Source organism: Myxococcus llanfairpwllgwyngyllgogerychwyrndrobwllllantysiliogogogochensis (assembly GCF_006636215.1).
In the GTDB taxonomy this organism is placed as follows: Bacteria; Myxococcota; Myxococcia; order Myxococcales; family Myxococcaceae; genus Myxococcus; species Myxococcus llanfairpwllgwyngyllgogerychwyrndrobwllllantysiliogogogochensis.
Genome location: NZ_VIFM01000014.1, coordinates 42,076 through 67,707, shown reverse-complemented (window position 1 = coordinate 67,707; position 25,632 = coordinate 42,076). Strand labels below are relative to the sequence as shown.

Here is a 25,632-nt window from a genome sequence, read left to right as displayed (position 1 = left end):
GGCTAGGCGTGCTCCAGGGCGAGGGGCTCGCGGGCCACGGTGATGAACAGCTCCTCCAGCGTCGCCTTGCCGTGCTCCTGGGGCAGCTTGCGCGGGTCTCCCTGGAGGAGCACCTTGCCGCGCGACATGAAGAGGACGCGGTCACACACCTCTTCCACCTCGTACATGTTGTGGGAGGTCCACAGCACGCCGCCGGTGCCCTTCGCGGTGAAGTCGCGGATGCGAGCGCGGATGTCACGCGCCGTCGACGGGTCCAGCGAGGCGGTGGGCTCGTCGAGCAGCAACAGTTGGGGCCGGTTGAGCATGGCCTTGGCGAGCGCGACGCGCGTCTGCTCTCCCGAGGACAACACGCCGCACTTGGTGTCGCGGAAGCGCGCGAGGTCGAACTCCTGGAGGAGGGCCTCGATTCGCTCGGAGACGCGCTTCACGCCGTAAATCATGCCGAAGTAGCGCAGGTTCTGGACGACGGTGAGGTTGCCGGGGAGCGGCGCGTAGACGGCGGCGAAGTTGGTGTACTCGAGTGCCTGCGAGCGGCGTTTGGAGAGGTCCACGCCCTGGATGTGGATGGCGCCGGAGGTGGGCTCGAGGACGCCGAGCACCATGTTGATGGTCGTCGTCTTGCCGGCGCCGTTGGGGCCGAGCAGTCCGACGATTTCGTTGCGGCCGACCTCGAAGGAGATGCCATCCACGGCGACGGTGCTCGCGTAGGACTTGCAGAGCTCGCGGACGGAGAGCACCGGTGGATTGCTGGAGGATTCGGCCATGTCGGGGGTGGAGCGTCCTGCGTCAGTTGTGAAGCTTCTCGTGCTTGCCGAGCATCTCGACGTACTCGGCGATTTTGCGCGCGCGTCTCGGCCTTCTTCACGTGGTGGATGCGGAAGAGCACCGCGTAGCGGTTGACGGAGTTGAGGGTGGCGAAGAACGCCTCCGCGCGGGGATTGGCGGCCAGGGCCGCGGCGAGGTCGGCGGGCACGGTGATTTTGCTCTGGGATTCGTAGGCGGCCTCCCAGCGTCCGTTCTGTTTCGCGTTCTCGATTTCGGCCAGCCCCGAGGGCTTCATCCGGCCCGCGGCGATGAGGGCGAGCGCCTTGTCGCGGTTGATGGTCGACCAGATGCTGCGCGGGCCGCGCGGGGTGAATCTCAGGATGTAGGCCGTGTCGTCGAAGCGGCCCTTCTGGCCGTCAATCCAGCCCCACGTCAGCGCGACCTCCAGCGCCTCCTGATAGGTGAGCGAGGCGGGGCTGTGGCCCTTCTTGGTGAGCTTGAGCCACGCGCCGCGCGAGGTGGCGGCGTGCTTCTGGAGCCATGTGTCGAAGGCATCCATGCTCGCGAAGAAGACGATAGGCAGCTCGCCGGTCGGCGTCGCGGTGGCGGGCTTGGTGGTGGCGGCGCCTGGAGTCGATGCCGGCTTCGGGGTCGCGGACTTCCCAGTGGCCGATGACTTCGTGGCCGGAGACTTCTTCCGCGCGGACGGGGTCTTCTTGGCGGGGCTCATCGGGCCCGGCTTGTACCACGGGGCCAGGGAAGCGGAGGACCCGCGCGACTCTCAGCCCAGGTCACCGAGACTGAGTTGAAGGCATGGGGCCAGTATGCACGGGGCCCGTGGTGGCGGTAGCGTCCCGGCGCATGCGCACTCTTTACGGGTTGAGCTACTCGGGTTGGACGGAGAAGGCCCGCTGGGCGCTGGACCATCACCGCGTGGACCACCGCTACCGCGAGCACCTGCCGCTCATCGGCGAGCTGGCCCTGCGCTGGCGCACTCCGAAAGGCACGCATCCCTCCGTGCCGCTGTTCGTCGAGGAGGACGTCGCGACGACGGGCTCGTTCGCCATCGCCCGCCGCGCCGAGGCGCTGGGGCAGGGCTCGGCCTTGTTCCCCGCCAACGCGATGGCCGCCATCCAGCGCTGGGAGGCGGTGAGCGACCATGTGTTGAGCATCGCCCGCGCCAGCGTGGTGAGCCGCCTGCTCCACAACCCGCGCGCGCAGGCGGAGAGCCTGCCGTCGTTCATCCCGGGTTTCCTCCGGGGCGTGTCCGCTCCGACGGCGCGGTTGGGCGCGCGCTTCATCGCGCGCAAGCACAAGGCCATGGCGGACCCGGAGGCGGCGATTCGTCAGACGGCCATCCCCGCGCTGGAGCATCTGCGCGCCGAGCTTCGTGGACGGCCCTACTTGGAGGATGGCTTCACCTACGCGGACATCACCGCGTGCGCCATGCTCCAGTTCGCGCGGCCGGTGGATGACGCGTGGCTGCCGCTCGGGCCGGGGACGCGCGAAATCTGGCATCACGAGTCACTGGCCGCCGCGTTCCCCGACCTGCTCGCTTGGCGCGACGACCTGTATGCGAAGCACCGCCGCCCCCAGGCCCGAGCGTTGGGCGCTGGAAGCGGCGGCGTGGCATCCCGCACGGGGTGAGGTAGAGAAGAAGCCCGATGTGCCCGCTCGCTCAATTTTGAGACCGGCTCTAGTGTGGCTGGTTAACTGGAGGCCGTTGGCAATTAGTTTTGCAGGACTCCTCTGCTTGTTTGAGGAAAGCATCAAGCTTCTCTGGCAATGGGCTTCGGCCTGCAAGGGAACCAAATCCGCTCCACTCTGCTGATAGCGAGCAGTCGTTTGCTGTGTTGTCAAAGAGAGTGGGGTTGGCGGATTTTCGGTCTTGCATTAATTTGGCGCACCAGTCCTTGAAGAACCACATCATAAATTTACCTCTGGTCCACATTGCCAAGTCGGCGAGATCGAAGAACTCTCGCGCCGATTCAAGATCGAACGAGCCAAGCGTCTGCTCGGTCTGAACAAGCTTGCTGAGTGTTTCTGGATTGCCTACTGTGGCGCTATTTAGCTCAATGCGGATGCTACGCAGGTGTTTCTCGTCGATAAGGACATTTCCTACGCTTGTTCGTTTAGTTGCGTGGAGGGTCTCGCAGGAGGCTCTGACACAGGCAGAGAATGCAGCCTGGGTTTGCGCAAACTGCTGAGTTATTCTTGCTCGGATTTGAGGAGCGCCAACTAGACGGAACTCGGTTGTTAGCAGTGACCCCAAGACGTCTGTGTGTGTGAGTAGGTTTTCAACGGAGTAGGCGGGCAGGACATAGATGTCTGCGCCATTGTCTGTGCCGGCAAGTCCATCGTAGTCATGGTCGACGATAAAGAAAGTACATTCACGAAGACCTGTTTGGTCTCTGGCGAGCATGGCACGGAACTCAAGGGCGTTCTTCTTTCCTTTTGCGATCAGTGTTTCCCATTTCAAGTCCGGGGAGAGTCGATGGATCCACACCTCGTATGTCTTTGCGTCATCCCAGCCCTCCATTACAAAAACCAATGTGCACCTGTCGTGGGAGCGTATGTGTGCGAGTTCGGTTTTGAGGACGGAGGGGCGCTCCCTCTGGCTTCTGAGGTTCTCGACAGAAATCTCTGTCATGGAGAGTCTCCACGCGAAAACTCATGTCGTTCAGTGCGCAAAGCTCCCGCGCAGGGGTCGAGGCTGTTGTCAAAGATGAATGGAGAGTGAGTGATAGCAAAAAGCTGTGAAATTGAGCCGGATGCGAGCATGTCTGGAAGAATTCGCTTCTGCCACTCTATAGATAGCGACAGTTCGGGCTCGTCGATTAGGACAAATTTCTTTTTCTTGTTCAGGTAGAGGTGAGCAAGCATCGATACGATTTGCTTCTCCCCAGAGGACAGATTGCCGAGGGGGATGCTTTGTCGGGTCCAGGAATTGATTACCTTCACCTGTGTGGCGTTGGGATCGTAGGTAAAGATTTTCTCGTCGGCCGATTCGCTTAGGTAGCCATTGCAGGCATCGACGAAGCGTTGAAGCATTGCCTCTGTTTCTTTGGTCTTTTCGATTACAGTCCCCAGTCGACTGAGAAAGTATCGGAGGAAGATTTGTCGTTCGGAGTGTATCTCGTTGGTGTTGTATAGGTTTTCAATGGCACTGATTCTGCGCTCATTCTTCTCGGTGCTTGATCGACGGTTGATTGCGAATCGAAAAGGAAACTCAACTGTGTCTTGCGAGACCCGTGACAGGAATCTGCGTAGGGACTCAATGTCGGGAAGTCCTTCGACTGCGGCTGAACCCTGGATCTGATCGGCAAGAGCCTCATCAAGTATTGTTGCGCTGATGTTCCGGTATTCGGAGTTCGAATGTCGCTCGACACTTTCCGAGAGATCGTTTAGTCGCTTTTCGACATCTGCAAGCCCGAAGTTGATGTGTTTTGTGTCTGGCGATTCCTCTGAGAATATTGTTTCCTGTTGCGCGGCACGACTTGTGGGTCCCTTCTTGGTGCTTCTTAGGAGCGGCAACTCAATACGACGGTAGGTGGGCAGATAAACTACTTCGCTCCCTCCGAGAGCTCGCCGGATTACCGCTGCAGTTTCGGAAAGATGTGTTGAATGCATTCCGCGCAATTCGGCTGCTATTTCGTCGATCGCGGCGCCAATTTCTGAATATCCCCCTGGCAGGTGGAGGTATATTGCTCGCACAATTGAATCGTTTTGTGATTGCTCCTGAAAATGACCGATGCGGTATTGGGTTTGGAGATGTTCAATGGTCTCCTCGACATCTAGACCGGGAATTCTTGCAAGTAGGTGTGTTGCCTTGTCGACAGGGTCGGTGGTTGGTTTTGCTATCTGTGATTTCAGTAGCTGAATCGGCTTGGGCTCTCCAGTGAACTCGCATTCGATTGAATGGAAGTCCAGCGCGTGCATTCGGTGGAATCTGCACCGCAGTAGGGCGTGGAGTGCGTTGAAGATTGTTGTTTTGCCGGAGCCGTTTCCAGCGATGAGAATTCTTGCTGGGCTTGAAAAGTCGATTTCGATGTCCTTGTACCCATGAAGGCGGTTGATTCGAAATCTTTTTAGAATTGTTTGGGTCATTGTCTTGCTCTTGTCGTGGGGCGTGTCGCGTGGTGGCGAGGCGCTGCGGTTTGGATGGAGATGATTTTTTGAAGCCTGGGGTGCTGAGGCCTGGGGATTGTACTGGTGCGGTGGATGTTAGTTGTTGGGTGTTTTTGAGTTGCTAGTCTTCTCGTTCTGCTGAGGCGTCTGTTGTTTGTTGTCTGGGATTGTTTGGGACGTATGAAGAGCGTGGCATGTTGATGGTGGTATTGCTAGCAACAGTCGTGAGGTGGTGTGTATGGGGTCAATTCTTGGATTTGTGGTGTCGTCGTTGACCCGTTGTTGAGGCTTTTGATGGCCTTTGGTGCCGCCTTCTTTGATGGTTGCGCTTGACGGGGTGATCTATTTCTGCTTCGGTTGGGTGGGTATGTGTTGTTTGGCTTCTGATGAAAATTGGAGCTGAGTTTTGCATATGTGGGTCAGCCTCTGTTTGAAGGGAGTCGTGCGTGAGTTCGATTCCGACGCCTTTGGGTAACGACTGACTCGTTGTTGCCTCTGCCTCCTCCCAGGAAAATTGGGCGCATGCGCGTAAGAGGGATAGGGCCCCGTTGAAGGGCTGGAGGGTGCAGAGGGGCTGAGGAGGGCCGCCCGAGCGATGGAGCCGCGACACTCGCAACTGGACGCCAGCAGGCCCCGTTCGCCTTGGCCCCTCTCCGAACCTCACCTCAGCGGTGCAGGAGATGAAACGCATCAGATGAACCCTCGCACGCGACATTTCCCTTGACGCTCACCGCGAAGGAGATGAGGGGCGGAAACTGGGACCTGGGAGACTCTCTGGACGAGCGGGGATTCCAGGTGGATGACCCGCATGCCTTCCGGGCGGGGCATCCGATTCCGAGCCCGGGACGCCTGTCGGTTCCCATCGAAGAGCCTGGAAGGCGCTTGGACTTCAGCACCGCGGGTTTGGGCATGGCACCCGTTGTCCATATCCGAGTCGCGACTGTCTTCGCGGAGCTCGCCCCCAGCGACGTTCAGCTCATCCCCGTGGAGATTCAGGGCGACCTCGACCAGTACCTCATCCTGGTCGTCACCCGGCTCATCCGCTGTATCGACGACGAAGCCTCTGACGAGGTTCGTTACTGGAAGCCGGAGGATGGACAACCCGAGCGGGTGGGTGACTACAAGTCCGTCATTGGGATGCGCATCGACTCCACGAAGGTGGGCGATGCTCAGGTGTTCCGCACCTGGGGCTGGGACCTGGGGCTCATCGTCTCCGAGGACATCAAGGCAGCCCTGGAGCGTGAGCGGACCACCGGCGCGAAGTTCACCGAGGTCTGACTCACCACGCCCCGGACGCACGAACGGCGCCGGCTCCGCGAGCCTTCGCGGAAGCACGGCGCCGTGGCGCACGCGGCGCTACTTCTTCTTCGCGGGCGGCGGGCCCTGCTGCATGCGCTGACGAATCATTTCCTGAATCTGCTCGGGCGTCTTGCCCTGGAGGTCCTCGGGCTTGAAGGACCCCATGATGGGGGGCGCGGCGCTGGCGGCGTCCAGCTCCTGGTAGCCCGCGGGGACGGCGAAGAGCGAGGCGGGCTGCGCGCCCATCTGGATGTTGGTGACGTCGATGTCCGCCTGGACCTTGCCCTGCTTGTCGAAGGTCTGGCTGCGCACATAGGCGACCTCCGGGAGGTCGGTGGGGCGCCAGACCTTCTGGCGCTGGATGCTGCCCTCGGCGCCGGGAGGAACGCCCTCGTAGACGACGGTGGGGTGGCCGTTGACCTTCTCGGTGCCGACCTTCTTGAAGCCCTGCTCCTTGAAACAGGCGTCGAAGTCCTGGTCCTTGCCCACACAGGTGCCGGGAATCTTCACCGACATGTCATCGAGGCTGCGGCTGGTGGCGGCCTTCCTCGAGTGAAAGAGGGTGGTGCCGGTGCGCTTGTCCCAGTCGAAGATGATGGACATGCCGCCGGGGACCTCGGCGGGCGCCAGGTCCATGCGCATCATCCCCGGACGGCCGTACATCTTGCCCTTCGTCTCCGGGGGCGCGCCCTTTTGTCCGGGCAGTGGGGCGCTCTTCACGCGCAGGTCCCCGACCCAGTCGGCGAGGGCGGGCGTGGACAAGAGCAGCGTGGCGGCGAGGACTCCCGACAGCGTGTGACGAACCGAGAATGAGCTCATGCGGTGCACCACAATCCAGGCGCCACATGGCTGTCAAACCCGTCCCCAGACACACGAACGGCGCCGGCCTCGTGAAAGGCTCGGCGCCGTGGGCGCAGGCGGGAAGTGACTTCCGGGCCTCAGCCCGGCTGGCAGACCTGCCGGAGGATATCGAGCGACTCCAGCGCCTTGCCCGCGCCCATCACGACGGCGGAGAGCGGGTCCTCCGCGAGGAACACGGGCAGGCCCGTCTCCTCGCGCAACAGCGTGTCCAGGTTCTTCAGGAGCGCGCCACCACCGGCCAGGACAATGCCCCTGTCGGCGATGTCACCCGCCAGCTCCGGCGGCGTGCGCTCCAGCGTCAGCTTCACGGCCTCGACGATGCCGTTGACGGGCTCGGCGAGCGCGTCGCGGACTTCGTCGCTGGACACCGTCAGCGTGCGCGGCACACCGGCCACCAGGTCGCGACCCTTGATCTCCATGGTCATGACCTCGTCCGTCGGGTACGCGGTGCCAATGCCCATCTTGATGAGCTCGGCCGTGCGCTCACCGATGAGCAGGTTGTACTTGCGCTTCACGTACTGAATGATGGCTTCGTCCAGCTTGTCGCCGCCGATGCGCACGCTCTTGGCGAACACGATGCCGGCGAGGCTGATGACCGCGACGTCGGACGTGCCGCCGCCGATGTCCACAATCATGTTCCCGCTGGGCTCCGTCACCGGAAGGCCCGCGCCGATGGCCGCCGCCATGGGCTGCTCAATCAGGTAGACCTCGCGCGCGCCCGCGTTCGCCGCCGCCTCACGCACCGCGCGGCGCTCCACCTCGGTGATGCCAGAGGGGATGCCGATGATGATGCGAGGATTGACCAGCGTCTTGCGGTTGTGCGCGCTCTGGATGAAGTAGCGCAGCATCGCCGCCGTGATTTCGAAGTCGGCGATGACGCCGTCCTTCATCGGCCGGATGGCAACGATGTTGCCCGGCGTCCGCCCCAGCATCTCCTTGGCTTCCTTGCCCACCGCGAGGACCTTCTTGCCCCCGCGCGCGTCATGCTGGACGGCCACCACAGAGGGCTCGTTGGACACGATGCCCTGACCGCGGATGTAGATGAGCGTGTTCGCCGTCCCAAGGTCGATGGCGAGGTCGCGCGAAAAAAGGGTGTGAAGCCAGTCGAACATACGAGGGCGGAAACTTTCGAAGAGTCGGCGGAATTTCCCGCTGGCGCGTGGGAAGAGCGGTCGCGAAGGTACTACGCGACGCGGCACGGAGGAAGAAAAGCCGGCGGCGCTCCAATAACCGCCTGGGGGGCAGTCGGCCACCGGACTTGGAGCCCCGAGGCTCGGGGGCTCAGGGAGCCGCTTCCGAGTGGGCCTGCTCGAAGCGCGCGGCCACCACGCCGGCCTGCTCCGCCTGGCCTTCTGGCAGGCACACGGGCAATTCCCCTGCCTGTTCCGCCTCCCGGTACTCGGGGGTGTGGCGCAGGGCCTCGCTGGTGACGTGGAGCAGCCCGTCCCGGACCGGCTCGAACATCAGCGCGGTGAGGTACCAGGCGGGGGCGTAGTCCAGGCGGATGAGGCCGTGCACGCTCCACCGGTGCGGCGCGTAGTCCCACGGGCAGCGGCCGAGCAGCTTGCGCAGCATCCACCCCGTGGCGTACTCCGCGCCGAAGATGAGGGCGGTGTAGGCCAGCGCCCGCAGGGGCCGAGGCAGGGGCTTGAGCCGCGCGGAGACCTCCTCCAGCGCCAGCGCCGTGCCTCCATAGATGGGGTGCATCCACAGGTAGGTCCGCGCCGTCGCGCTCCGGTCCCTGCTCAAGGCCGCGCCAGCCCCGGTGAAGAGGACCTCCAACACCCAACCCGTGCACCCGTAGAGCAAGAATCGTGAAAGCACGCCCTCAAGTTAGGGCCGATCCTCGCAACCGGCAGGCCCCGCCCCACGACGAATCGACGCCTGCCGTCGATGTGCACGGGTGGACGTTCTCCCCTCCACACGGAAGGGCCCCGCGCCCCTTCACCGACGCGACGGTGCTCCACGCGGGGGGAGGACATGGCCCTACAGGTCTGTGACGCGTCGGCCTGGAGCAAGGCGTCAGCCTCACGCGTCAGCGAGCGCGACAACCGGTGGAGCAGTTGTCCCGCGCCAGTAGCCTGGCTCCAGCGGACTGGCGAGCGTGAGGCAGGGCGCGCTTTACGGGCCCAGGTCCGGCGTAGTACCTGAACGAGTGATGCGCTCCCCCGGCACGACATCGCGAATGCCCGGCTCCGGGAGCGAGACGCTCCGGACGGTGCTGCTCGCCTTGGGGGTGAGCCTCGTCCTGGCCACTGTCTTTCGCGCCGAGGCCGCCGAGTGCCCCACCGTGTGGGCCTCCGAGCGGAGCTTCTACCTGGACAGCGGCGCGACCTCCGTCCGCCAGGGCTCGAAGTCCTCGAAAGGGCCTTCACGTCGGTGGGGCGCGCAGTTCCACGTCACCGACCTGGGGGGCTGGGACTCGGGTCTGCACGTCGGCTCCGGCCTCGCCTTCACCCCGCCGTCCTCCGCGCGAGGCCGCGCCTCCTTCGAGCCGGACCTCCAGGCGCTCCATCGCTGGGGCCGCGAGCGGCGTCACGCCGTCGCGCGCGTCACCTTGAGAGAACGTCGGTCCGCGGCGGCCCCGACTTCGAGCGGGGATATCGCGGACCGTCCCTCCATCGTCACCCGGCCGTTGCGCGGTCCTCCCCGGGGCCGCTGAGCCGCGAGCGTCGTGCCGGCTTCGTCCGGCGCTTGTTCGAGCCCGCGCTCATTTCCGGCGTTACGACGTCTTTTCCTTTCCTTCGCGCGCGACGGCCTTTGTCTCCGATTTCCTCGGAGCGACGGCGGGTCGTGTCCCATCCGAGTTTTTCATTCTTGAGGTGACCTGATGCACGGAGCCCACGAGGTCCTCCAGGCCATTGCCATTGTCCTGTGCGTCGCCGCGGTGACGACTGTTCTCTTCCAGAAGCTGCGACAGCCCGTGGTGCTGGGCTACATCCTCGCGGGGCTCGTCGTGGGGCCCTTCGTGCCGATTCCGCTGGTGGCCAATCCAGAGGTCGTCACGACGCTGTCGGAGCTGGGCGTCATCCTGCTGATGTTCTCGCTGGGGCTGGAGTTCAGCCTGCGCAAGCTGTTCTCCGTGGGCTTCACCGCCGGCGTCACCGCCGTCATCCAGTGCAGCATCATGGTGTGGCTGGGCTTCGTGGTGGGGCGGGCCTTCGGGTGGACGACGCTGGAGAGCCTCTTCACCGGCGCGCTCATCGCCATCTCCAGCACCACCATCATCGCCAAGGCGTTCGACGAACAGGGCATCCGGGGCAAGCTGCGGGAGCTGGTGGTGGGGGTGCTCATCGTCGAGGACCTCATCGCCGTGCTGTTGATGGCGACTCTGACGGCCGTCTCCACGGGCGCGGGCCTGAACGTGAAGGATTTGACGCTCACCACGGGCAAGCTGGTGGCGTTCCTGGTGGGGCTGGTGGCGGTGGGCCTGTTCATCATCCCCCGGGCCATGCGCGCGGTCATCAAGCTGAACCGGCCGGAGACGACGCTCGTGACGAGCGTGGGCATCTGCTTCGCGGTGGCGCTGCTGGCGCAGTCGTTCGGCTACTCGGTGGCGCTCGGCGCGTTCCTCGCGGGCTCGCTGGTGGCGGAGTCGGGCGAGGAGAAGCTGGTGGAGCACCTGGTGCAGCCGGTGCGCGACATGTTCGCGGCCATCTTCTTCGTGTCGGTGGGCATGCTCATCAACCCGGAGCTCATCGTCGAGCACTGGGCGGCCATCCTCGTGCTCACCGCGGTGGTCATCCTGGGCAAGCTGCTCAGCGTGACGCTGGGGGCCTTCCTCACCGGCAACGGCACGCGCACGTCCGTCCAGGCGGGCATGAGCCTGGCGCAGATTGGTGAGTTCTCCTTCATCATCGCGGGCCTGGGGCTGTCGTTGAAGGCGACGGGCTCGTTCATCTACCCGGTGGCGGTGGCCGTGTCGGCCATCACCACGCTCACCACGCCCTTGCTCATCAAGGTGTCGGGGCCGGTGGCGACGTGGGTGGACCGCAAGCTGCCCAAGCCGCTGCAGACCTTCGTCACGCTGTACGGCACCTGGGTGGAGCGGCTGCGGCAGGCGCCCCGGCGCGAGACGCTGGGCGCGGACGTGCGGCGGCTGATTCGCCTGCTGGTGCTGGACGCCGTGCTGCTGGTGACGCTGGTGATTGGAACGACGATGTCGGCCGAGCGCATGGCGGGCTTCGTCGAGACGCGCACGGGGCTGGACGAGGACGTGTCCAAGAACGTCATCCTCGGCGGCGCGGTGCTGCTGTCGGTGCCGTTCATCCTGGGCGTCATCGGCATCGCCCGGCGGCTGGGCGCCACGCTGGCGGAAGCCGCGCTGCCGGCGCGCAAGGACGGCAAACTGGACCTGGCCGCGGCGCCCCGGCGGGTGCTGCTCGTCACGCTGCAGGTGGGAATCGTCCTGCTGGTGGGCATCCCCGTCGTCATGGTGACGCAGCCCTTCCTCAAGGGCGCCACCGGTCCCCTCATCGTGCTGACGCTGGTGGGCGCGCTGGGTGTGGCGTTCTGGCGCGGCGCCACCAACCTGCACGGACACGTGCGCGCCGGAGCACAGGTCATCGTCGCGGCGCTGGCGGCGCAGTCCCACTCGAAGGAGCCGGGCGGGGACGAGCACGCGCTGGACCACGTCCAGGGCCTGTTGCCGGGCCTGGGCGCGCCGGCGTCCGTGCGGCTGGAGGAGAAGAGCCCGGTGGCGGGCAAGACGCTGGCCCAGGTGAACCTGCGCGGCCTCACCGGCGCGACGGTGCTCGCGATTCAGCGCGGTGAGGAGAGCCTCTCCGTGCCCACCGCGCAGGAGGTGCTGCGGGCTGGAGACGTGCTCGCGCTGACGGGCACGTGCGAGGCGGTGGACGCGGCCAAGGCGCTCTTGATGGGCGTGGAGCCCGCCGCGCCGCCGCCCGAGCCGCCGGCTCCGGAGACGCGGGCCCACGGGTAGCACCGCCCCGGTGGGGGCGGCGGCCATGTCCCGCCGTCCCTACCGCTTCAGCGCGTACTTGCCGATGACGTAGAGGGCGCGCACGCCGTCCTTCCAGCCAATCTTCTTGCCCTCTTCGTACGTGCGCCCGTGGTAGCTGATGGGCACCTCGAAGATGCGCCAGTTGCCTCGGGCCACCTTGGCGGTGATTTCGGGCTCGAAGCCGAAGCGGTTCTCCTCCACCTCGACGGAGCGCAGCACCTCGGCGCGGAAGGCCTTGTAACAGGTCTCCATGTCCGTGAGGTTCAGCCCGCTCGTCATGTTGGAGAGCGTGGTCAGCATGTTGTTGAGCACGGTGTGCCAGAAGTACAGCACCCGCCGGGGCGTCCCCGTGAAGCGACTGCCGAAGACGACGTCCGCATCCCCGTCCAGGATGGGCTGAATCACCTTCGGGATGTCCTTGGGGTCGTATTCCAGGTCCGCGTCCTGAACGAGGATGATGTCCCCCGTCGACTCCGCGAAGCCGCGCCGCAGCGCGGCGCCCTTGCCCTGGTTCTGCTCCTGGAACAGCACCCGGACTTCGTTGCGGTTCTTGGGGGTTCCCCCCAACACACCCACGCCCTGCTCCGCGAGCTGCTGGAGCAGCTCCCGACTTCCGTCCCGGGAGCAATCGTCCACCAGGACAAGCTCCTTCGGAAAGTCGACGGCGATGCAGCGGCGCAGCAGCTCCGCGAGTGTGGGAATCTCATTGTAAACGGGGATGACGAGAGAGACGAGCATGGCGTTGAGCCCTCTACCTCATTTCGTGGGGGAGGGCGACTGTCCAGCACCCGGCGCGTGGAGCCGGGGTGAATGCCCTTTCCCCTCGCGCCAGTGTGAGATGGGGGGGTAGCAAGAGGTGCCTGTTTTGCGTGGAATGCTTTCTTGGGGGGAGGGCCATGGGGGGCCCCCCTGTCATGCGGACAGTGGAAGGGAACGCCATGAACGACCAGCTCGGACATGCGGTGCGCGGCGCGGTTTCCCTGGTGCGGTCTTCCCTGGCGGAAGAGGGACCCTGGGCGGGTCTGCGGGACGTGCTTTACGGTGCCTGGAACATGCCTCACGGCCACTGCTATCTGTGGAAGCAGGAGTTGGTGGTGATGCATGTCTTGTCGGACGCGCTCATCGGCGCCGCCTACTTCTTCATCTCCCTGTCGCTGTACGCGATGGTGCGACGCAGCCGGCTGCCTTTCGGCGGGATGATTCTGTCGTTTGGCGTCTTCATTGGCGCGTGTGGGCTGACGCACCTGATGGAGGTGTGGAACGTCTGGTATTCGGCCTACTACCTGGCGGGTGGCATCAAGGTGGTGACGGCGGTGGCGTCGGTGGCCACGGGCATGTACCTGGTGCCGTTGCGCGGGCGGGTGGTGGAGTTCACGGAGGCGGCGCGGCTGTCCGAGGAGCGCCGGGTGCGTCTGGAGAAGAGCTCCGTGGAGCTGGAGGAGCTGTACGCGAGGCTGAAGGCATCCGAGGCGCAGCGCACCGGCTTCTTCGCCAATGTCAGCCATGAGCTGCGCACGCCGCTGACGCTCATCCTGGGGCCGGTGGAGCGGCTGCTGAACCAGGGAGAGCTGTCCGAGTCCGCCCACAAGGACTTGGAGGTGGTGCGCCGCAACGCGCGGGTGCTGCTGCGGCATGTGAACGCGCTCCTGGACGTGGCCAAGCTGGACGCGGGGAAGATGCGCCTCCAGTACGAGGAGGTGGACCTGGCGAGGCTGGTGCGGCTGGGCGCGGAGAACTTCGAGGGGCTGGCGGCGGAGCGGCGGCTGGACTTCGCGCTGGAGCTGCCGGCGATGCTGCCGGCGCAGGTGGACTCGGAGAAGGTGGACCGGGTGGTGCTCAACCTCTTGTCCAACGCCGCCAAGTTCACGCCCCCGGGAGGCAGCATCCGGGTCGCGTTGAGCGCGGAGGCGGGGCGAGGCCGGCTGGTGGTGGAGGACACCGGGCCGGGCGTGCGGCTGGAGCTGCGTGAGGCCATCTTCGAGCGCTTCCGCCAGGGGGACGAGGCCACCGTGCGGGACCTGGGGGGCACGGGGCTGGGCCTGGCCATTGCCCGGGACTTCGTGGTGCTGCACGAGGGGCGCGTCTGGGTGGAGGACCGGCCGGGGGGCGGCGCCCGCTTCGTGGTGGAGCTGCCGCTGATGGCGCCCTCGGGCGCGAAGCTGTCGGCGCGTCCGGAGGTGGAGGCGCGGGTGGAGCACCACGCGGCGGCGCGCGCGGAGCTGGACCTGCTGCGACCGGAGGCGCGGGAGGTGGTGGCGTCGACGCGCGCGGAGGACTCGAGCCGCCCGCGCGTGCTGGTGGTGGAGGACACGCGGGAGATGCGCCGCTTCGTGGTGGAGACCCTGTCGAAGGACTTCCAGGTGGCCACCGCGGTGGACGGCGTGGACGGGCTGGTCCAGGCGGAGCGGATGCAGCCGGACGTCATCGTCAGTGACCTGATGATGCCTCGCATGGGGGGAGACCAGCTGGTGCGCGCGGTGCGCTCGCGTCCCGGAATCGAGTCCACGCCCATCCTCCTGCTGACCGCGCGCGCGGATGATGCGCTGCGGGTGGACCTGCTGCGCTCGGGGGCGCAGGACTACGTGGTGAAGCCCTTCGTCTCCGAGGAGCTGGTGGCGCGGGTGACGAACCTGGCGGTGGTGAAGCGCACGCGCGAGGTGCTGCAGGGCCTGTTGGCCGCGCGCTCGGTGGACCTGGAGGCGATGGCGCGCGAGCTGGGCATGCGCAAGCGGCAGCTGGAGGTGGCGCTGGAGACCACCGAGCGCGCCAGCACGTCGCGCAGCACGCTGCTCCAACTGGTGTCGCACGAGCTGCGCACGCCGCTGTCGGTGCTCCAGCTCACCCAACATGCGCTCCAGCGGGAGCTGGGAGGGATGCCGCCCCGCGCGCTGGACATGTTCGACCGGATGCACCGCTCCACCGTGCGCTTGCGGGACATGGTGGAGATGGTGCTCCAGTACAACCAGTTGGAAGAAGGCCGGCTGGTGGTGCGGCGTCAGGCCGTGGACCTGGGCGAGGTGGTGGAGGAGGTGGTGGAGGAGGCGCGCGCGGAGGCCCGCCGCAAGGGCCTGGCGCTGGAGCTGGAGCGGCCGCCCGGCAAGGCGGTGGCGCGCACGGACCCGCGCATCGTCCAGATGGTGCTGCTCAACCTGGTGACGAACGCGGTGAAGTACACCGAGCAGGGCGGCGTGTCGGTGGCGGTGGAGGAGCGCCCCCAGGGCTGGCGCCTGCGGGTGCGAGACACCGGCCCGGGCATCCCCCGCGCCGCGCAGTCGCGCGTGTTCGAGCCCTTCGAGCACCTGGAGCCCCTGGAGAACAAGTCCAAGCCGGGGGTGGGCCTGGGGCTGACGCTGGTGCGGGAGATGGTGTCGGTGCTGGGCGGCGTCGTCTCGGTGGCCTCCGAGCCCGGCGTCGGCAGCGAGTTCACCGTCGAGCTGCCGTCCTGAGCGCCTCCATCAGCGCGTCCAGGTCCGCGTCGGTGGTGAGGGGGTTGATGAGGGTGACGCGCAGGTACACGCCCGTGGGCAGCTTCGTCTGCACCAGGTAGAAGTCCCCGCGTGTCACCAGTCGCTCGCGCAGCCGGGCCTGGAGGGCGTCCCACTCCTCGGGCGGGACGTGGGCGGGCGTGTGGCGGAAGCAGACGATGTTGCAGTCGGGGGCCACCGGCACATCGAAGTCGGGGGCGGCGGAGAGGCGCTCGGCGAAGCGACGGGCCAGGGTGTACGACTCCGTCACCGCGTCCGCGAAGAGGCGCGTGCCCAGCACGCGGAGGCAGGTGTAGAGCTTGAGCGCCATCATCTCCTTGGTGCACTCCATCGTCCGCAGGCCCACGTCGCTCCAGGGCCGCTCGGTGTTGCCGAAGAGGTAGCTGGCCTCCTGGGCGAAGGACTCGAAGGAGCGCGCGCCGTCGCGGAAGAGGACGGCCGTCACCAGCGCGGGCATCAACAGGCCCTTGTGCGCGTCCCAGACGACGGAGTCCGCGCGGTCGATGCCGCGCGTCTGGTGGCGGTACTCGGAGCTGAGCACGGCGGCGGCGCCATGCGCGGCGTCCACGTGGAACCACAGGCCGTGGCGCTCGCAGAAGTCGGCCACGGGCTCCAGCGGGTCGAACGCGCCGGTGGCGGTGGAGCCGGCGCTGGCGACGACGGCGATGACCTTGCGCCCCGCGCGCGTGGCCGACTCCAGCGCGGGCCCCAGGGCTTCCGGGCGCAGGCGGAAGCGGCTGTCGACGGGGACGGGCACCACGCCGCCCGAGCCCCAGCCCATGACCCGCGTGGCGCGCGACACGCAGTAGTGCGCGGTCGTCGGCACCAGCACGGCGAGCGGAGGCCCCGCGTGCGCGCCGTCGTTCCAGGCGTCGTAGCCGGCCCGGGCCTGCCGCGCGGCGAGCAGCGCGGTGAGGTTGCCGAGCGAGCCGCCCGAGGTCAGCACGCCGTCCGTGGACTCCGGCATCCCCAGGCGCGCCGCCATCCACCGCAGCACGTTGCGCTCCATGGCGGTGGAGACCGGGCCCATCTCGTACACCGCCATGCCGTTGTTGAGCAGGGAGGAGACGGCGTCGCACAGCGCGGCCAGCGGCACGGGGGCTGTCACCTGGTGGCCCACGTAGCGCGGGTGGTGCAGGTGGTTGGAACCGGAGAGCACGCTCGCCATCAGCTCCGCGAAGTCTCCCGTGGGCTCCTCCGGGAAGGAGGCGGCGAAGCGGTCCACGTTCACCGCGGGCGCGGCCCAGGGCAACACGGGCAGGCCCTCGCCGCGCTCGGCCTGTCGCAGATAGTCCGCCAGCGTGTCCACCAACTGGCGACCCTCGCGGCGGAAGGCCTCGGTGTCATAGGCGGCGGCGATGCGCTCACGAAAGTCGGTCATGGCGGACCGGGAACCTAACCGCGATGGATGGCGACGTCCTCGGGTACGAGCACGGAGCCCCAAGTCCCGCTCACCGATGAACGACCCGAGAGGCCGGGATGAGGGCAGGCTCCTCCGGGCCGCGCGCACGTCTTGCGCGGACAGGAGGCGCGGGCCGGCGAGACGACGGCTCCCCGAGCTCGCGCCCGTCCCCGGTCGGGGCAGGCAGGCGGGAGGGCGCCTCGGAGGCTCGCGCAGGTCTCGAGCGGACGGGTGTCGCGAGCAGGTGGGACGAAGGGCCCCCGGGCCTCGCGCGTCCCCGGTCGAGGCAGACAAGCAGGCTGGCTCGCGCGCTTGAAACGCATTATCTCCAGGACGTGCGCACGAGTCGATGCGCCCACGCGAGGAGACGCACCATGGCGGACGCGAAGCCGGTCTCGATTACCTACTGTAATTCCTGAGGCTACAAGCCTCGGGCCGCCCGTGCGGCGGCCGTGCTGAAGGACGAACTGGATGTGGAGACGGAGCTGAAGCCAGGCCCGTCGGGCAGCTACGAGGTCAGGGTGGGTGACAAGGTCGTCATCCGGAAGGACTCGCTGGCCTTCCCCACGGACCAGGAGGTGGTCGACGCGGTGGCGCGCGCCCTGGACGGATGACCCTCGCGCGCGAGGCGACCCGGAGGAGCACTCCAGGTCGCCTTCGTCGACTCAGCGCTTGATGAACTTCATCGCTGGCCTGTCGTTCTTGCCCTTGCCCGCGGCCTTCAGCGCCACGGGGTCCAGGCCGGACAGGTGCAACGCCGTCGCGTACAGGTGGCCCGCGTCGGAGATGAAGCTGTTGGCGCTCTTGGTCCGCCCCGTCATCAGCAGGCCCGTGTCCGGGTTGAAGGCCGGGTCCAAGGTGCCATCCGGCATCATGGGAATGCCGTCCAGTGAGACGCTGCCCACGCGGCCGTACTGCGTGTTGCCGCGCACGGTGCCGCCGAGGAAGGCCGCGCTGTTCACCCGCCAGTGCTGGCAGCAGTCCTGGAGCATGATCTCCTCGTACTTCTGCGCATCCGTCACGTCCGCCTTGGTGAGGATGCCCTCCACGTCGCCCTGAATCGTGCGGCCCATCTCCGAAGCGAGGACGATGGTGGTGAAGTCGTAGTAGCTCTTGCCCGTCGTCCCGTACTGCGTCGACTTGAGCTTGGCCACCAGCGTCTTGAGCGGGTTCCAGAGGTGCTTGCGCATGGTGTCGCGCTGCTCCGTCTGGCCCTTGTTGTTCATGATGGAGCGCCGGTCCCGGTGCGTGTCGAACTGGCGCAGGCCCCGGTTCTCGATGAAGAAGCCGATGGACAGCCCCTTCGTCATCAGCTCGTACGTCATCAACGCCTGCACGTTGGTGTTGGGCGTCTCCTTGGTGCGAGCGGGGTTGCCGTTGATGGACGAGGAATCGGTGGCCTCGTCCGCGGCGGTGATGCCGAACTCGGCGCGCAGCGTGGTGTCGGTGAACAGCGTGCGCGGGTCCAGGTTGATGCTGCCGCCCGCCGTCAGCGCGCGGTGAATCTGGAGCGCGGAGGAGAAGGCGCGCACCGACTCGCTGTTCTTCTCCGCCAGGAAGCTGGCCTGCAGGTTGTCGGTGAACTGGCGGATGCGCGCGTCGCGCTGGCCCTGCGCCACGTTGCCCAACGAGGACAGCCTGTCTCGCATCGCGCCCGGCGTCTTGCCGTAGAGCGTGTGGGCATGCACCGGGCCCAGCTTCTCGTAGTAGCCGGTGCCCTCCGGGTAGGACGGAATGGACAGCTCACCGTCCGACAGCCAGCGGTGCCAGGAGACGTGGGGCAACAGGTAGCCGGTGCCGTAGGCCTCGCAGAACGCCTGCATCACCGTGCGCTCGTCCGCGTTGCGCTTGCCGGACAGCGAGGCGCTGTACTTGCCGTAGTGGTACTCCCACCGGCCGCCGGAGTGGAAGGTGTTGCCGTTGTGGCTGGACACCACCGCCAGGTCCGGGAACAGGTCCAGGCCGTCCTGCGCCAGGTAGCCGTACTGGATGTTGCCCTGCATCCTGGGCGGGTCCGACGGCGTGGTGCCGTAGTTCTTCGGGCGGTAGCGGTGCTGCGTCCAGGAGGGCGTGGGGCGCAGCTCTCCGGCCGGGACGACGCGGATGGCGTCATTGGGCGTGTGGATGGGGTTGAACATCGAGTACCCGTCCCAGCCTCCCTCCTGGAACCAGTAGATGAGGAAGTGCGGGTCGTCGGCCTCGGCGGCGGCGGCCTCGGCGAAGCCCAGCTCCTTCTTCGTCCCCGGCACTCCGAAGGAACGGAAGAAGCGGAGCCAGTCCAGGGTGCTGATGGCGGCGCCCGCTGCGGCGCCCGCGAGGAATCGGCGGCGGTTCATGGCGGCGGTCCTTTGGGCGCGGTTACTGGCGCAGGTATTCGGGCGAGGTGGCGATGGTCTTCAGCACGGCCTTCAAGTTGCCGTGCTGCTCTTGGCTGACGTCCCACAGGCGCTTGTAGATGACGCGCTCGTCCTCCTGGTGCCGCATCTCCCGGCCGAAGAAGAGCGCGTACTGGGCGTTGAGCGTGCGGCGAACGAAGGCTTCCTTCTTCACCGCCTGGGTGGCGAAGGCCTCCATGCCCGGGCCCTTGAAGGCGTAGGTGGCCGCCAGGTTCCGGTCCGTGTCGTCCAGCGTGACGCCCTGCTCGTCCGCCGTGCGGTAGTTGCCCTCGTCGTCCCACTTCAGGCGCTGGTGCGCCAGCGGGGTGAGCGTCTGGTGGCACGAGAAGCAGATGCTGCTGGGGTCCACCGTGGAGGAGGCCGTGGCCGCGCCGCGCATGTCGAAGACCTCGGCGGGCACCTCGTACAGCGTGCCCATGAAGTCCGTCATCACTCGCGCCGCGTAGTTGTAGTGCGGCAGGCCCGGCTTGTTCTTGATGAAGCCCTTCATCGTGAGCACGCCCGTCTTGCCGTGCTGCGTGGGCCGCGTCACCTGCTGGAAGGCCGCGTCCACCGAGTAGTCACCGACGAGCAGCTCTTGCAGTGGCCGCTCCTGCTCGACGAGGAAGGTCCACAGCCGCGCGGGCTCGTCCGTGTCGGGGGTGCCCTCGCTCTCCGTGCGCACGCGCATGCGGCGGAAGTAGTTGGAGCGGAAGTCCGCCGAGGCCAGGTAGCCGTCCACCATGGCCTCCCACGTCTTCGTGCCGCTCTCCAGCGCGGTGAAGTCCGCGGCGGAAGGCGGGCGGCCCAGCAGGTCCTGCGCCAGCTTCACCAACAGCAGCTTGTCGCGCTCCTTGCCGGAGAACGCCTCGTAAGAGGGTGGCAGGGTGAAGAGGAAGTCGGGGGCGCGCATCAGGCCCTCGCACAGGCCGCTCCAGGCCTTGGTGGCGTTCGCCTCGATGTCCAGGAGGCCCGTCACCAGCGCATAGCCGTTGGCGCGCTCCTGCGACGTCGCGGCGCGGTACAGCATCCGCCGGTAGATGGTGTCCACCTTGGCCTTCGCCGCGTCCGCGCGCTGCGTGCCGGTGGCCGCCTCCGTGGGGCCGTACACCACGAGCGCGTCCACGTGCAGGTTGCGGTCGCAGACGCCCGTCTCGCCATAGTCGTTGGTGAAGGCCACCGTGAGGATGTGGTCCCCGCTGGTGACGGCCTGCGTGTGCACGAAGTCCGCGTAGGCCGTGTTGTTCGCGACGGCCCACTCCTTCACCAGCACGCCGTCCACCTTGAGCTGCAGGTTCGGCAGGTCCGGGCCGCACAGGTCACCCTTCGCCTTCACCGTGAAGCGGTAGGTGGCGGAGGCGGGGAAGGCGTACGGCTGGAGCGTGGTGAGGGTGCCGGTGGTGTAGAGGTTCCACCCGGTGCTGCCGGACTTGCCGCCGGTGCTCGCCAGAATCTGCGTGCCGGCGGGGATGGTGGTGCCATCTTTCGCGGCGGCCTCCATCTCGTACGTCTTCGTGGAGGGCGCGGGGATGTCCGTCAGCGGCAGGGCCAGGTCCAGGCCGGAGAAGGGCCCCGTCTTCGCGGTGGCGGCCGTGAGGCACACGTCGCGCGACAAATCATCCAGGCCCAGGAAGAAGTCGGCCGAGGCCACGCGCGCCTCGACGAAGTGGTCCTTGTAGTCCACGCCGCCGAACACGCCCACGTTCTGCGCGAAGCGGTCCTGGCCTCCGCGCACCCAGTCGTCGTTGAAGACGGCCTTCACCTTGCCCTTGAGCTGCTCGTAGCTCAGGAAGGGATTGTCATACGTGGCGACGGACGGGCCGCTGTAGGCCTCCAGCAGCGCGGGAGGGAACTCCTCGTCCGGCGGCGAAGACGGCTGGCGCGTCTCCACCGCCGCCAACTGGCAGGTGAGGCTGGCCACGGCGGCGATCTCCTGCGCGCTCCAGGCCGGCTGGGCCCTGGGCATGCGCGCGCTCTCATCCGTGGTGACCAGGCGCGACAACATGGAGCCCGACGACGGGGTGAGATAGCCGGCGGCGCGGATGGCGTAGAAGTTCTCCACGCCGTTGAGGCCCACCCGGAAGAGCCGTCCGCTGGTGGGCGCGTGGCAGGAGATACAGCCCGACACCTCCCGCACCAGTGCGGGCTGCACCACCCGGTCGAAGTCGCTGGCGATGCCCGCGAGCGTCACCCCGGCGGGGACGCTCTCCAAATCACACGGCAGCGAGCCGTCCTGCTGGACCGGGGGAGGCGGTGGGTTCGGATTGTCGTAATCCGGCACACCTTGCATGTCGAGCGACGCCTCGCCGAGGCAACCGGCGGCGAACGACGCGAGCACTGCCACTGCGAGGCTCCACGGGCGCGGGGGGGTAGCGCTCATGTTGCCCTCCAGGGGTGAGGGGTGACCCCATGCTGGCACGACCGTGGTGCGATTGACCAGTCGTCAACATGGTGAATTCAGAGAAAACAGGAAGTTATCGACTTCGTTGGGGAAGCAGTTGCCTGCGCTGGCAAGGAAACGGGCGAGTGCGGAGTGCTCCCGGGTAGGCGGAGGAAGGTGCAGGTTGGTGGAAGGAGGTGGACGGATGGCCTGGCCCGACATGGCGTCGCCCTACGAGCGGCGCTCCATCATCCGAGGCATGCGAGTGCGCGACGAGGCGGGGACGTTCCTGGGGTACGTGGCCCTGCTGAGTGGCGCGCACATCTACGTGAGGCGCTGGCCGTTCAGCCGGCGGTGGGGCCAGCTGCCGATGTCCCGGGTGCGGCATGTGACGCCGGGCACGGTGGTGCTGGAGGGGCGGGGGGCCGCGGACGCGGTGACCCCGGAGCTGTACGAGGAGATCACCACGCAGACGCTGCCCCTGGTGGAGCCCGGCGCGGCGCGGACCTGAGCCTCGCGCGGGGCCTGCGGTTGGGTGCGGCGCGGCGCTCCAAATTGTGATTCAAGGAGGCGCCATGCTGCCCATCGACGAGCTTGCCCAGAAGGTCTCCGCCGCGTTCGCGGACCGGACGAAATTGAAGGACCCGGACTTCGTGTCCGCCGTGCGCGAGACGGTGGCGCGGCTGGACGCAGGCGAGCTGCGCGTGGCGGAGAAGGGGGCGGAGGGCTGGAAGGTCCACGCCTGGGTGAAGGAGGCCATCCTCCTGTTCTTCGCGGTGTCGGAGATGAAGGTGATGGAGGTGGGCCCCTTCGAGTTCCACGACAAGGTCCCTCTGAAGAAGGGGTTGGACAAGGCGGGGGTGCGCGTGGTGCCTCCGGGCACGGTGCGCTACGGCGCCTTCGTGGAGCGGGGCGCGGTGGTGATGCCCGGCTACGTCAACATCGGCGCGCGCGTGGGCGCGGGCACCATGGTGGACACCTGGGCCACGGTGGGCAGCTGCGCGCAGGTGGGCAGCGACGTGCACCTGTCCGGTGGCGTGGGCCTGGGGGGCGTGTTGGAGCCGCCCACCGCGTCGCCCGTCATCATCGAGGACCGGGCCTTCCTGGGCAGCCGCTGCATCGTCGTGGAGGGCGTGGTGGTGGAGGAGGAGGCGGTGCTGGGCGCCAATGTCGTGCTCACCGCGTCCACGCAAATCATCGACGTCACTGGACCCGAGGAGCGCGTCTACAAGGGCCGCGTCCCCGCGCGCAGCGTGGTGATTCCGGGGATGAGGGAGAAGCAGTTCCCCGCCGGAAAATTCATGGTTCCCTGTGCGCTCATCATCGGCCAGCGGACACAGTCGACGGACAAGAAGACGAGCCTCAACTCGGCCCTGCGCGACTTCGCCGTGCCGGTCTGACCCCAGAAATCCAGAGCGGTTGATACTTCCGTAGAGGGAGTGTGACGGGACGGAATGTGACGATGGAGCACCTCGACGACATCCTGGCTGAGTGGGCCCTCGGCACCCTGGACTCCCCCGCCTGGGAGGCCGCGGAGCGGCACCTGTCGACGTGTTCTCGTTGCCGGGTCGAGGCCGACCGCCTGTCCATGGCTCGCCAGGGACTGTCGATGGCGGTGCCTCCCGTCGAGCCGCCCGCCGCCGTGCTCGAGGCCCTGATGGAGCGCATGGAGGGGCCGCGTCGCTTCGAGCGCTTCGCGGACCGGGTGGCCGCGTTCTTCGACCTGTCGAGGGAGCGGGCGCTGGAGCTGCTGGAGTCCCTGGCGGACCCGTCGCGGTGGATGCCGGGGCCGGTGGAGGGCTCGGCGCTGATGCCGGTGGAGGCGGGGCCCGCGCGCGAGGGGATGATGGGCGCGATGCTGCGGCTGAACCCGGGGATTCACTACCCGCTGCACACCCACCATGGCCGCGAGCTGAACCTGGTGCTCGAGGGCGGGCTGCGCGAGGACACCGGGCACGAGGTGTGGCCGGGCGAGGAGCAGGAGAAGACGGACGGCAGTGCCCACGGCTTCAGCGCGCTGCGGGGGCCCGCGTGTCTGTGCGCGACGCTGCTGGAGGGTGCGATCAGCTTCGAGGAAGAACTCGCCACGCCGGGCTGAGTTGTCATAGCCTTCGAGACATCTGGCGCCCCTACTTCGTCCATGAGCTCCTGATGGCTTGCCATCAGGGGCGGGGCGCCGACTTTTTCTTCAAAGGTCGGGAGGGGATATGCCTCGGGTGTTGCGTGAGGTGGTGGGAGCGCTGACGCACGAGGGTGCCGCGGCCTTCGACCTGTCCCAGACGGACCCGCTGACGCATCTGACCTTCACCAAGGGCGCGGCGCTGCTCGAGGAGAGTTTCTACCGCACCCAGGTGGAGGAGATTCGGAGCTACGCGGCGGCGCTGCTCGGAGCGGAGCGCCACGAGCGCGGCTTCGGCTGGAAGTTCGCCGCGTACATGCGCGACCCGGTGAAGGGGAAGGGCAATCGCATCCAGGGGAGCGTCGCGCCGGCCATCCTCGCGGCGGCGGACCCGGAGGGCCCTTTCACGGAGGAGTACACGTTCCGCTGTCTGCGACACCGCGCGGACGACGTGGCGTTGTTCCTCACGCACTTCGACAACCTGGGGCTGGGCGAGGTACCCGAGGCGGCGCGCAAGGGCATGGCGCGGGCGCTGGCGGGCATGGACCTGTATCAACTGCTCAAGTACGCGGGGCGACAGTTCGCGCTGTCGCGGCGCCGGAAGAACGGTCAGCGCGCGAGCCTGCGGCTGGTGGATGCGATGGGCGTGGCGAAGGCGCACCTGGATGAGCGCACGCTGAAGCTCTACCACTACCTGCACGCGCCCACGCGCGAGCGCACGGCCCTGGCGCAGGGGCTGGAGCTGCTGGAGGCGCGCCGCGCGTTCTTCGGCGGCGAGGCGAGCCTGGAGAACTTCGTGAAGGGGCGGCTCTCCACGGAGCAGGCGCTGTCGTTCATGGGGTCGACGCAGGAGACGTGGCGCCGGGTGCTCGACGTACCGGGGCTGCTGCCGGACATGGCCTTCAAGGGCTACCTCCGAGCGATGTATCAGGCAGGAATCCCTCTGGACGTGCTGTTGGCGGAGGCGCGCAAGCGCCGCTTCGCGGGGCTGTGGCCGCACCAGGTGTACATGGGGTGGTGGGCGGCGATGGCGGGCAAGACGCGGGAGGACTCCCAGGGGGAGGACTGCTTCCACGCGGACCCGGTGCCGGCCATCGCGCCTGTCTTCGAGGTCATCTTGGAGAAGGTGTGCGAGGGCTTGTTGCCGGCGGGCAAGAGCCTTGGCATCGCGGATATCTCCGGCTCCATGTTCGGCGCGAAGGTGGGCGGGGTGAAGGGTTCCGCGCACGTGGGCGACGTGGCGGTGGTGCTGGCCGCGGTGATGGCGCGCGAGCTGGGGTACGCGGCGACGTTCTCCGATGACATCTTCGTGGAGGACCGCGCGCGGGGGCAGGGGGTGCTCGACCTGGCCACCAAGCTGCGCAGCGGGCCGGGGTGGGGCAGCACGCAGGTGGTGAACTCGGTGGTGAACCTCATCTCCCTCCTGCTGAAGAATCCCTCGAGGCCGAGGCCCCGCACGCTCTACTTCTTCTCCGACATGCAGTTCCATCCGCCGGAGGTCCAGAGCGTGGAGCCGGGCCTGGTGGAGTCGCTGCGAAAGAGGGGCCTCGAGTTCGACGCGAGCGTGCCGCCGCTCCAGGCCGTGCTCCAGGCGTGGCACCACGTGCTGGGTCCGGTGGACGTGGTGCTGTGGAACCTGGCGGCCTACGACAACGCGCCGCTGCCCTCGCAGGTGCCCAACGTGTTGATGCTCGCGGGCTTCGACGCCAACTCGTTCCGCCACGTGTCCACGTGGCAGGCGTCGGGCAGCCCGGCGCTTCCGGCGAAGGCCCAGGCGGTGACGCCCGCCGACGCGGGGGGCGCGAAGAAGCCCGGCGTGGAGCTCGACTTCATCCGGACGTTCTGACCCAGGAGT

21 protein-coding genes and 1 pseudogene are annotated in these 25,632 nt (G+C 67.1%); 11 read left to right on the top strand and 11 right to left on the bottom strand.

What is annotated here, in order from left to right; translation table 11 throughout:
• Positions 1–2: 2 nt before the first annotated feature.
• Both FJV41_RS05565 and FJV41_RS56980 read right to left on the bottom strand, forming a co-directional pair.
• On the bottom strand, positions 3–764 hold the full coding sequence (locus FJV41_RS05565) for an ABC transporter ATP-binding protein (protein WP_141641352.1): 762 nt from the start codon (positions 762–764) through the stop codon (positions 3–5).
• Between the two features lie 134 nt (positions 765–898).
• Positions 899–1,324: pseudogene (locus FJV41_RS56980) on the bottom strand (YdeI/OmpD-associated family protein); the annotation flags it as partial.
• On the opposite strand from FJV41_RS56980, the gene FJV41_RS53490 reads away from it, so the two are divergent.
• On the top strand, positions 1,263–1,574 hold the full coding sequence (locus tag FJV41_RS53490) for a hypothetical protein (protein WP_246137017.1): 312 nt from the start codon (positions 1,263–1,265) through the stop codon (positions 1,572–1,574). The pseudogene FJV41_RS56980 and the gene FJV41_RS53490 sit on opposite strands and share 62 nt — an antisense overlap.
• A 52-nt stretch (positions 1,575–1,626) precedes the next feature.
• Complete coding sequence (locus FJV41_RS05555; protein ID WP_141641351.1) at positions 1,627–2,412, top strand: glutathione S-transferase family protein; 786 nt, start codon at positions 1,627–1,629, stop codon at positions 2,410–2,412.
• A 49-nt stretch (positions 2,413–2,461) separates the two neighbouring features.
• Here the strand turns inward: FJV41_RS05555 and FJV41_RS05550 are convergent, their stop codons facing one another.
• Both FJV41_RS05550 and FJV41_RS05545 read right to left on the bottom strand, forming a co-directional pair.
• Positions 2,462–3,415, bottom strand: coding sequence for a DUF4435 domain-containing protein (locus FJV41_RS05550; RefSeq protein WP_141641350.1), 954 nt, complete (start codon positions 3,413–3,415; stop codon positions 2,462–2,464).
• Positions 3,412–4,872, bottom strand: a complete 1,461-nt coding sequence (locus tag FJV41_RS05545; RefSeq protein WP_141641349.1) for an AAA family ATPase — start codon at positions 4,870–4,872, stop codon at positions 3,412–3,414. The genes FJV41_RS05550 and FJV41_RS05545 overlap by 4 nt, the downstream gene beginning before the upstream one ends.
• A 762-nt stretch (positions 4,873–5,634) precedes the next feature.
• Between FJV41_RS05545 and FJV41_RS05540 the strand changes: the two genes are divergently transcribed.
• Positions 5,635–6,171, top strand: coding sequence for an imm11 family protein (locus FJV41_RS05540; protein WP_141641374.1), 537 nt, complete (start codon positions 5,635–5,637; stop codon positions 6,169–6,171).
• 78 nt (positions 6,172–6,249) lie between these two features.
• Here FJV41_RS05540 and FJV41_RS05535 read toward each other — a convergent pair whose 3' ends face one another.
• The 3 genes from FJV41_RS05535 to FJV41_RS05525 all read right to left on the bottom strand — a co-directional run bounded on the left by FJV41_RS05535 (position 6,250) and on the right by FJV41_RS05525 (position 8,877).
• Positions 6,250–7,011, bottom strand: coding sequence for a LolA family protein (locus tag FJV41_RS05535; protein ID WP_141641348.1), 762 nt, complete (start codon positions 7,009–7,011; stop codon positions 6,250–6,252).
• A 119-nt stretch (positions 7,012–7,130) separates the two neighbouring features.
• Positions 7,131–8,165, bottom strand: coding sequence for a rod shape-determining protein (locus FJV41_RS05530; RefSeq protein WP_141641347.1), 1,035 nt, complete (start codon positions 8,163–8,165; stop codon positions 7,131–7,133).
• A gap of 169 nt (positions 8,166–8,334) precedes the next feature.
• Entirely contained in the window at positions 8,335–8,877 is a 543-nt protein-coding gene (locus FJV41_RS05525) for a putative ABC transporter permease (protein WP_141641346.1), read from the bottom strand.
• 361 nt (positions 8,878–9,238) lie between these two features.
• Here FJV41_RS05525 and FJV41_RS05520 point away from each other — a divergent pair, with 361 nt between their 5' ends.
• Both FJV41_RS05520 and FJV41_RS05515 read left to right on the top strand, forming a co-directional pair.
• On the top strand, positions 9,239–9,715 hold the full coding sequence (locus tag FJV41_RS05520) for a hypothetical protein (protein WP_141641345.1): 477 nt from the start codon (positions 9,239–9,241) through the stop codon (positions 9,713–9,715).
• A gap of 168 nt (positions 9,716–9,883) precedes the next feature.
• Entirely contained in the window at positions 9,884–11,995 is a 2,112-nt protein-coding gene (locus tag FJV41_RS05515) for a monovalent cation:proton antiporter family protein (protein ID WP_141641344.1), read from the top strand.
• Positions 11,996–12,034: 39 nt separating this feature from the next.
• On the opposite strand, the gene FJV41_RS05510 is transcribed toward FJV41_RS05515, so the two are convergent.
• Complete coding sequence (locus FJV41_RS05510) at positions 12,035–12,754, bottom strand: glycosyltransferase family 2 protein (protein ID WP_141641343.1); 720 nt, start codon at positions 12,752–12,754, stop codon at positions 12,035–12,037.
• A gap of 200 nt (positions 12,755–12,954) precedes the next feature.
• Here FJV41_RS05510 and FJV41_RS05505 point away from each other — a divergent pair, with 200 nt between their 5' ends.
• Positions 12,955–15,462 (top strand): ATP-binding response regulator, encoded by a 2,508-nt coding sequence (locus tag FJV41_RS05505; protein WP_141641342.1) that lies wholly within the window; start codon positions 12,955–12,957, stop codon positions 15,460–15,462.
• Here FJV41_RS05505 and FJV41_RS05500 read toward each other — a convergent pair.
• Positions 15,440–16,882, bottom strand: coding sequence for a pyridoxal phosphate-dependent decarboxylase family protein (locus FJV41_RS05500; RefSeq protein WP_141641341.1), 1,443 nt, complete (start codon positions 16,880–16,882; stop codon positions 15,440–15,442). The genes FJV41_RS05505 and FJV41_RS05500 overlap by 23 nt on opposite strands.
• Positions 16,883–17,277: 395 nt before the next feature.
• Here FJV41_RS05500 and FJV41_RS52070 point away from each other — a divergent pair, with 395 nt between their 5' ends.
• On the top strand, positions 17,278–17,517 hold the full coding sequence (locus FJV41_RS52070) for a SelT/SelW/SelH family protein (protein WP_246137016.1): 240 nt from the start codon (positions 17,278–17,280) through the stop codon (positions 17,515–17,517).
• A gap of 51 nt (positions 17,518–17,568) precedes the next feature.
• On the opposite strand, the gene FJV41_RS05495 is transcribed toward FJV41_RS52070, so the two are convergent.
• Both FJV41_RS05495 and FJV41_RS05490 read right to left on the bottom strand, forming a co-directional pair.
• On the bottom strand, positions 17,569–19,239 hold the full coding sequence (locus tag FJV41_RS05495) for a DUF1501 domain-containing protein (RefSeq protein ID WP_141641340.1): 1,671 nt from the start codon (positions 19,237–19,239) through the stop codon (positions 17,569–17,571).
• A 22-nt stretch (positions 19,240–19,261) separates the two neighbouring features.
• The gene (locus tag FJV41_RS05490) at positions 19,262–21,658 is read right to left on the bottom strand and encodes a carbohydrate-binding domain-containing protein (RefSeq protein ID WP_141641339.1); all 2,397 of its coding nucleotides are present in this window, start codon (positions 21,656–21,658) and stop codon (positions 19,262–19,264) included.
• A 205-nt stretch (positions 21,659–21,863) separates the two neighbouring features.
• Between FJV41_RS05490 and FJV41_RS05485 the strand changes: the two genes are divergently transcribed.
• The 4 genes from FJV41_RS05485 (at position 21,864) to FJV41_RS05470 (ending at position 25,623) form a co-directional block, all read left to right on the top strand.
• A complete protein-coding gene (locus FJV41_RS05485) occupies positions 21,864–22,169 on the top strand; it encodes a hypothetical protein (protein WP_141641338.1) in 306 nt (101 codons plus the stop codon).
• A gap of 64 nt (positions 22,170–22,233) precedes the next feature.
• Positions 22,234–23,058: a 2,3,4,5-tetrahydropyridine-2,6-dicarboxylate N-succinyltransferase gene (locus tag FJV41_RS05480; RefSeq protein WP_141641337.1), complete on the top strand. Its 825-nt coding sequence runs from the start codon at positions 22,234–22,236 to the stop codon at positions 23,056–23,058.
• A gap of 62 nt (positions 23,059–23,120) precedes the next feature.
• The gene (locus tag FJV41_RS05475; protein WP_181790410.1) at positions 23,121–23,756 is read left to right on the top strand and encodes a cupin domain-containing protein; all 636 of its coding nucleotides are present in this window, start codon (positions 23,121–23,123) and stop codon (positions 23,754–23,756) included.
• 109 nt (positions 23,757–23,865) lie between these two features.
• Entirely contained in the window at positions 23,866–25,623 is a 1,758-nt protein-coding gene (locus FJV41_RS05470) for a hypothetical protein (protein ID WP_141641335.1), read from the top strand.
• Positions 25,624–25,632 lie beyond the last annotated feature (9 nt).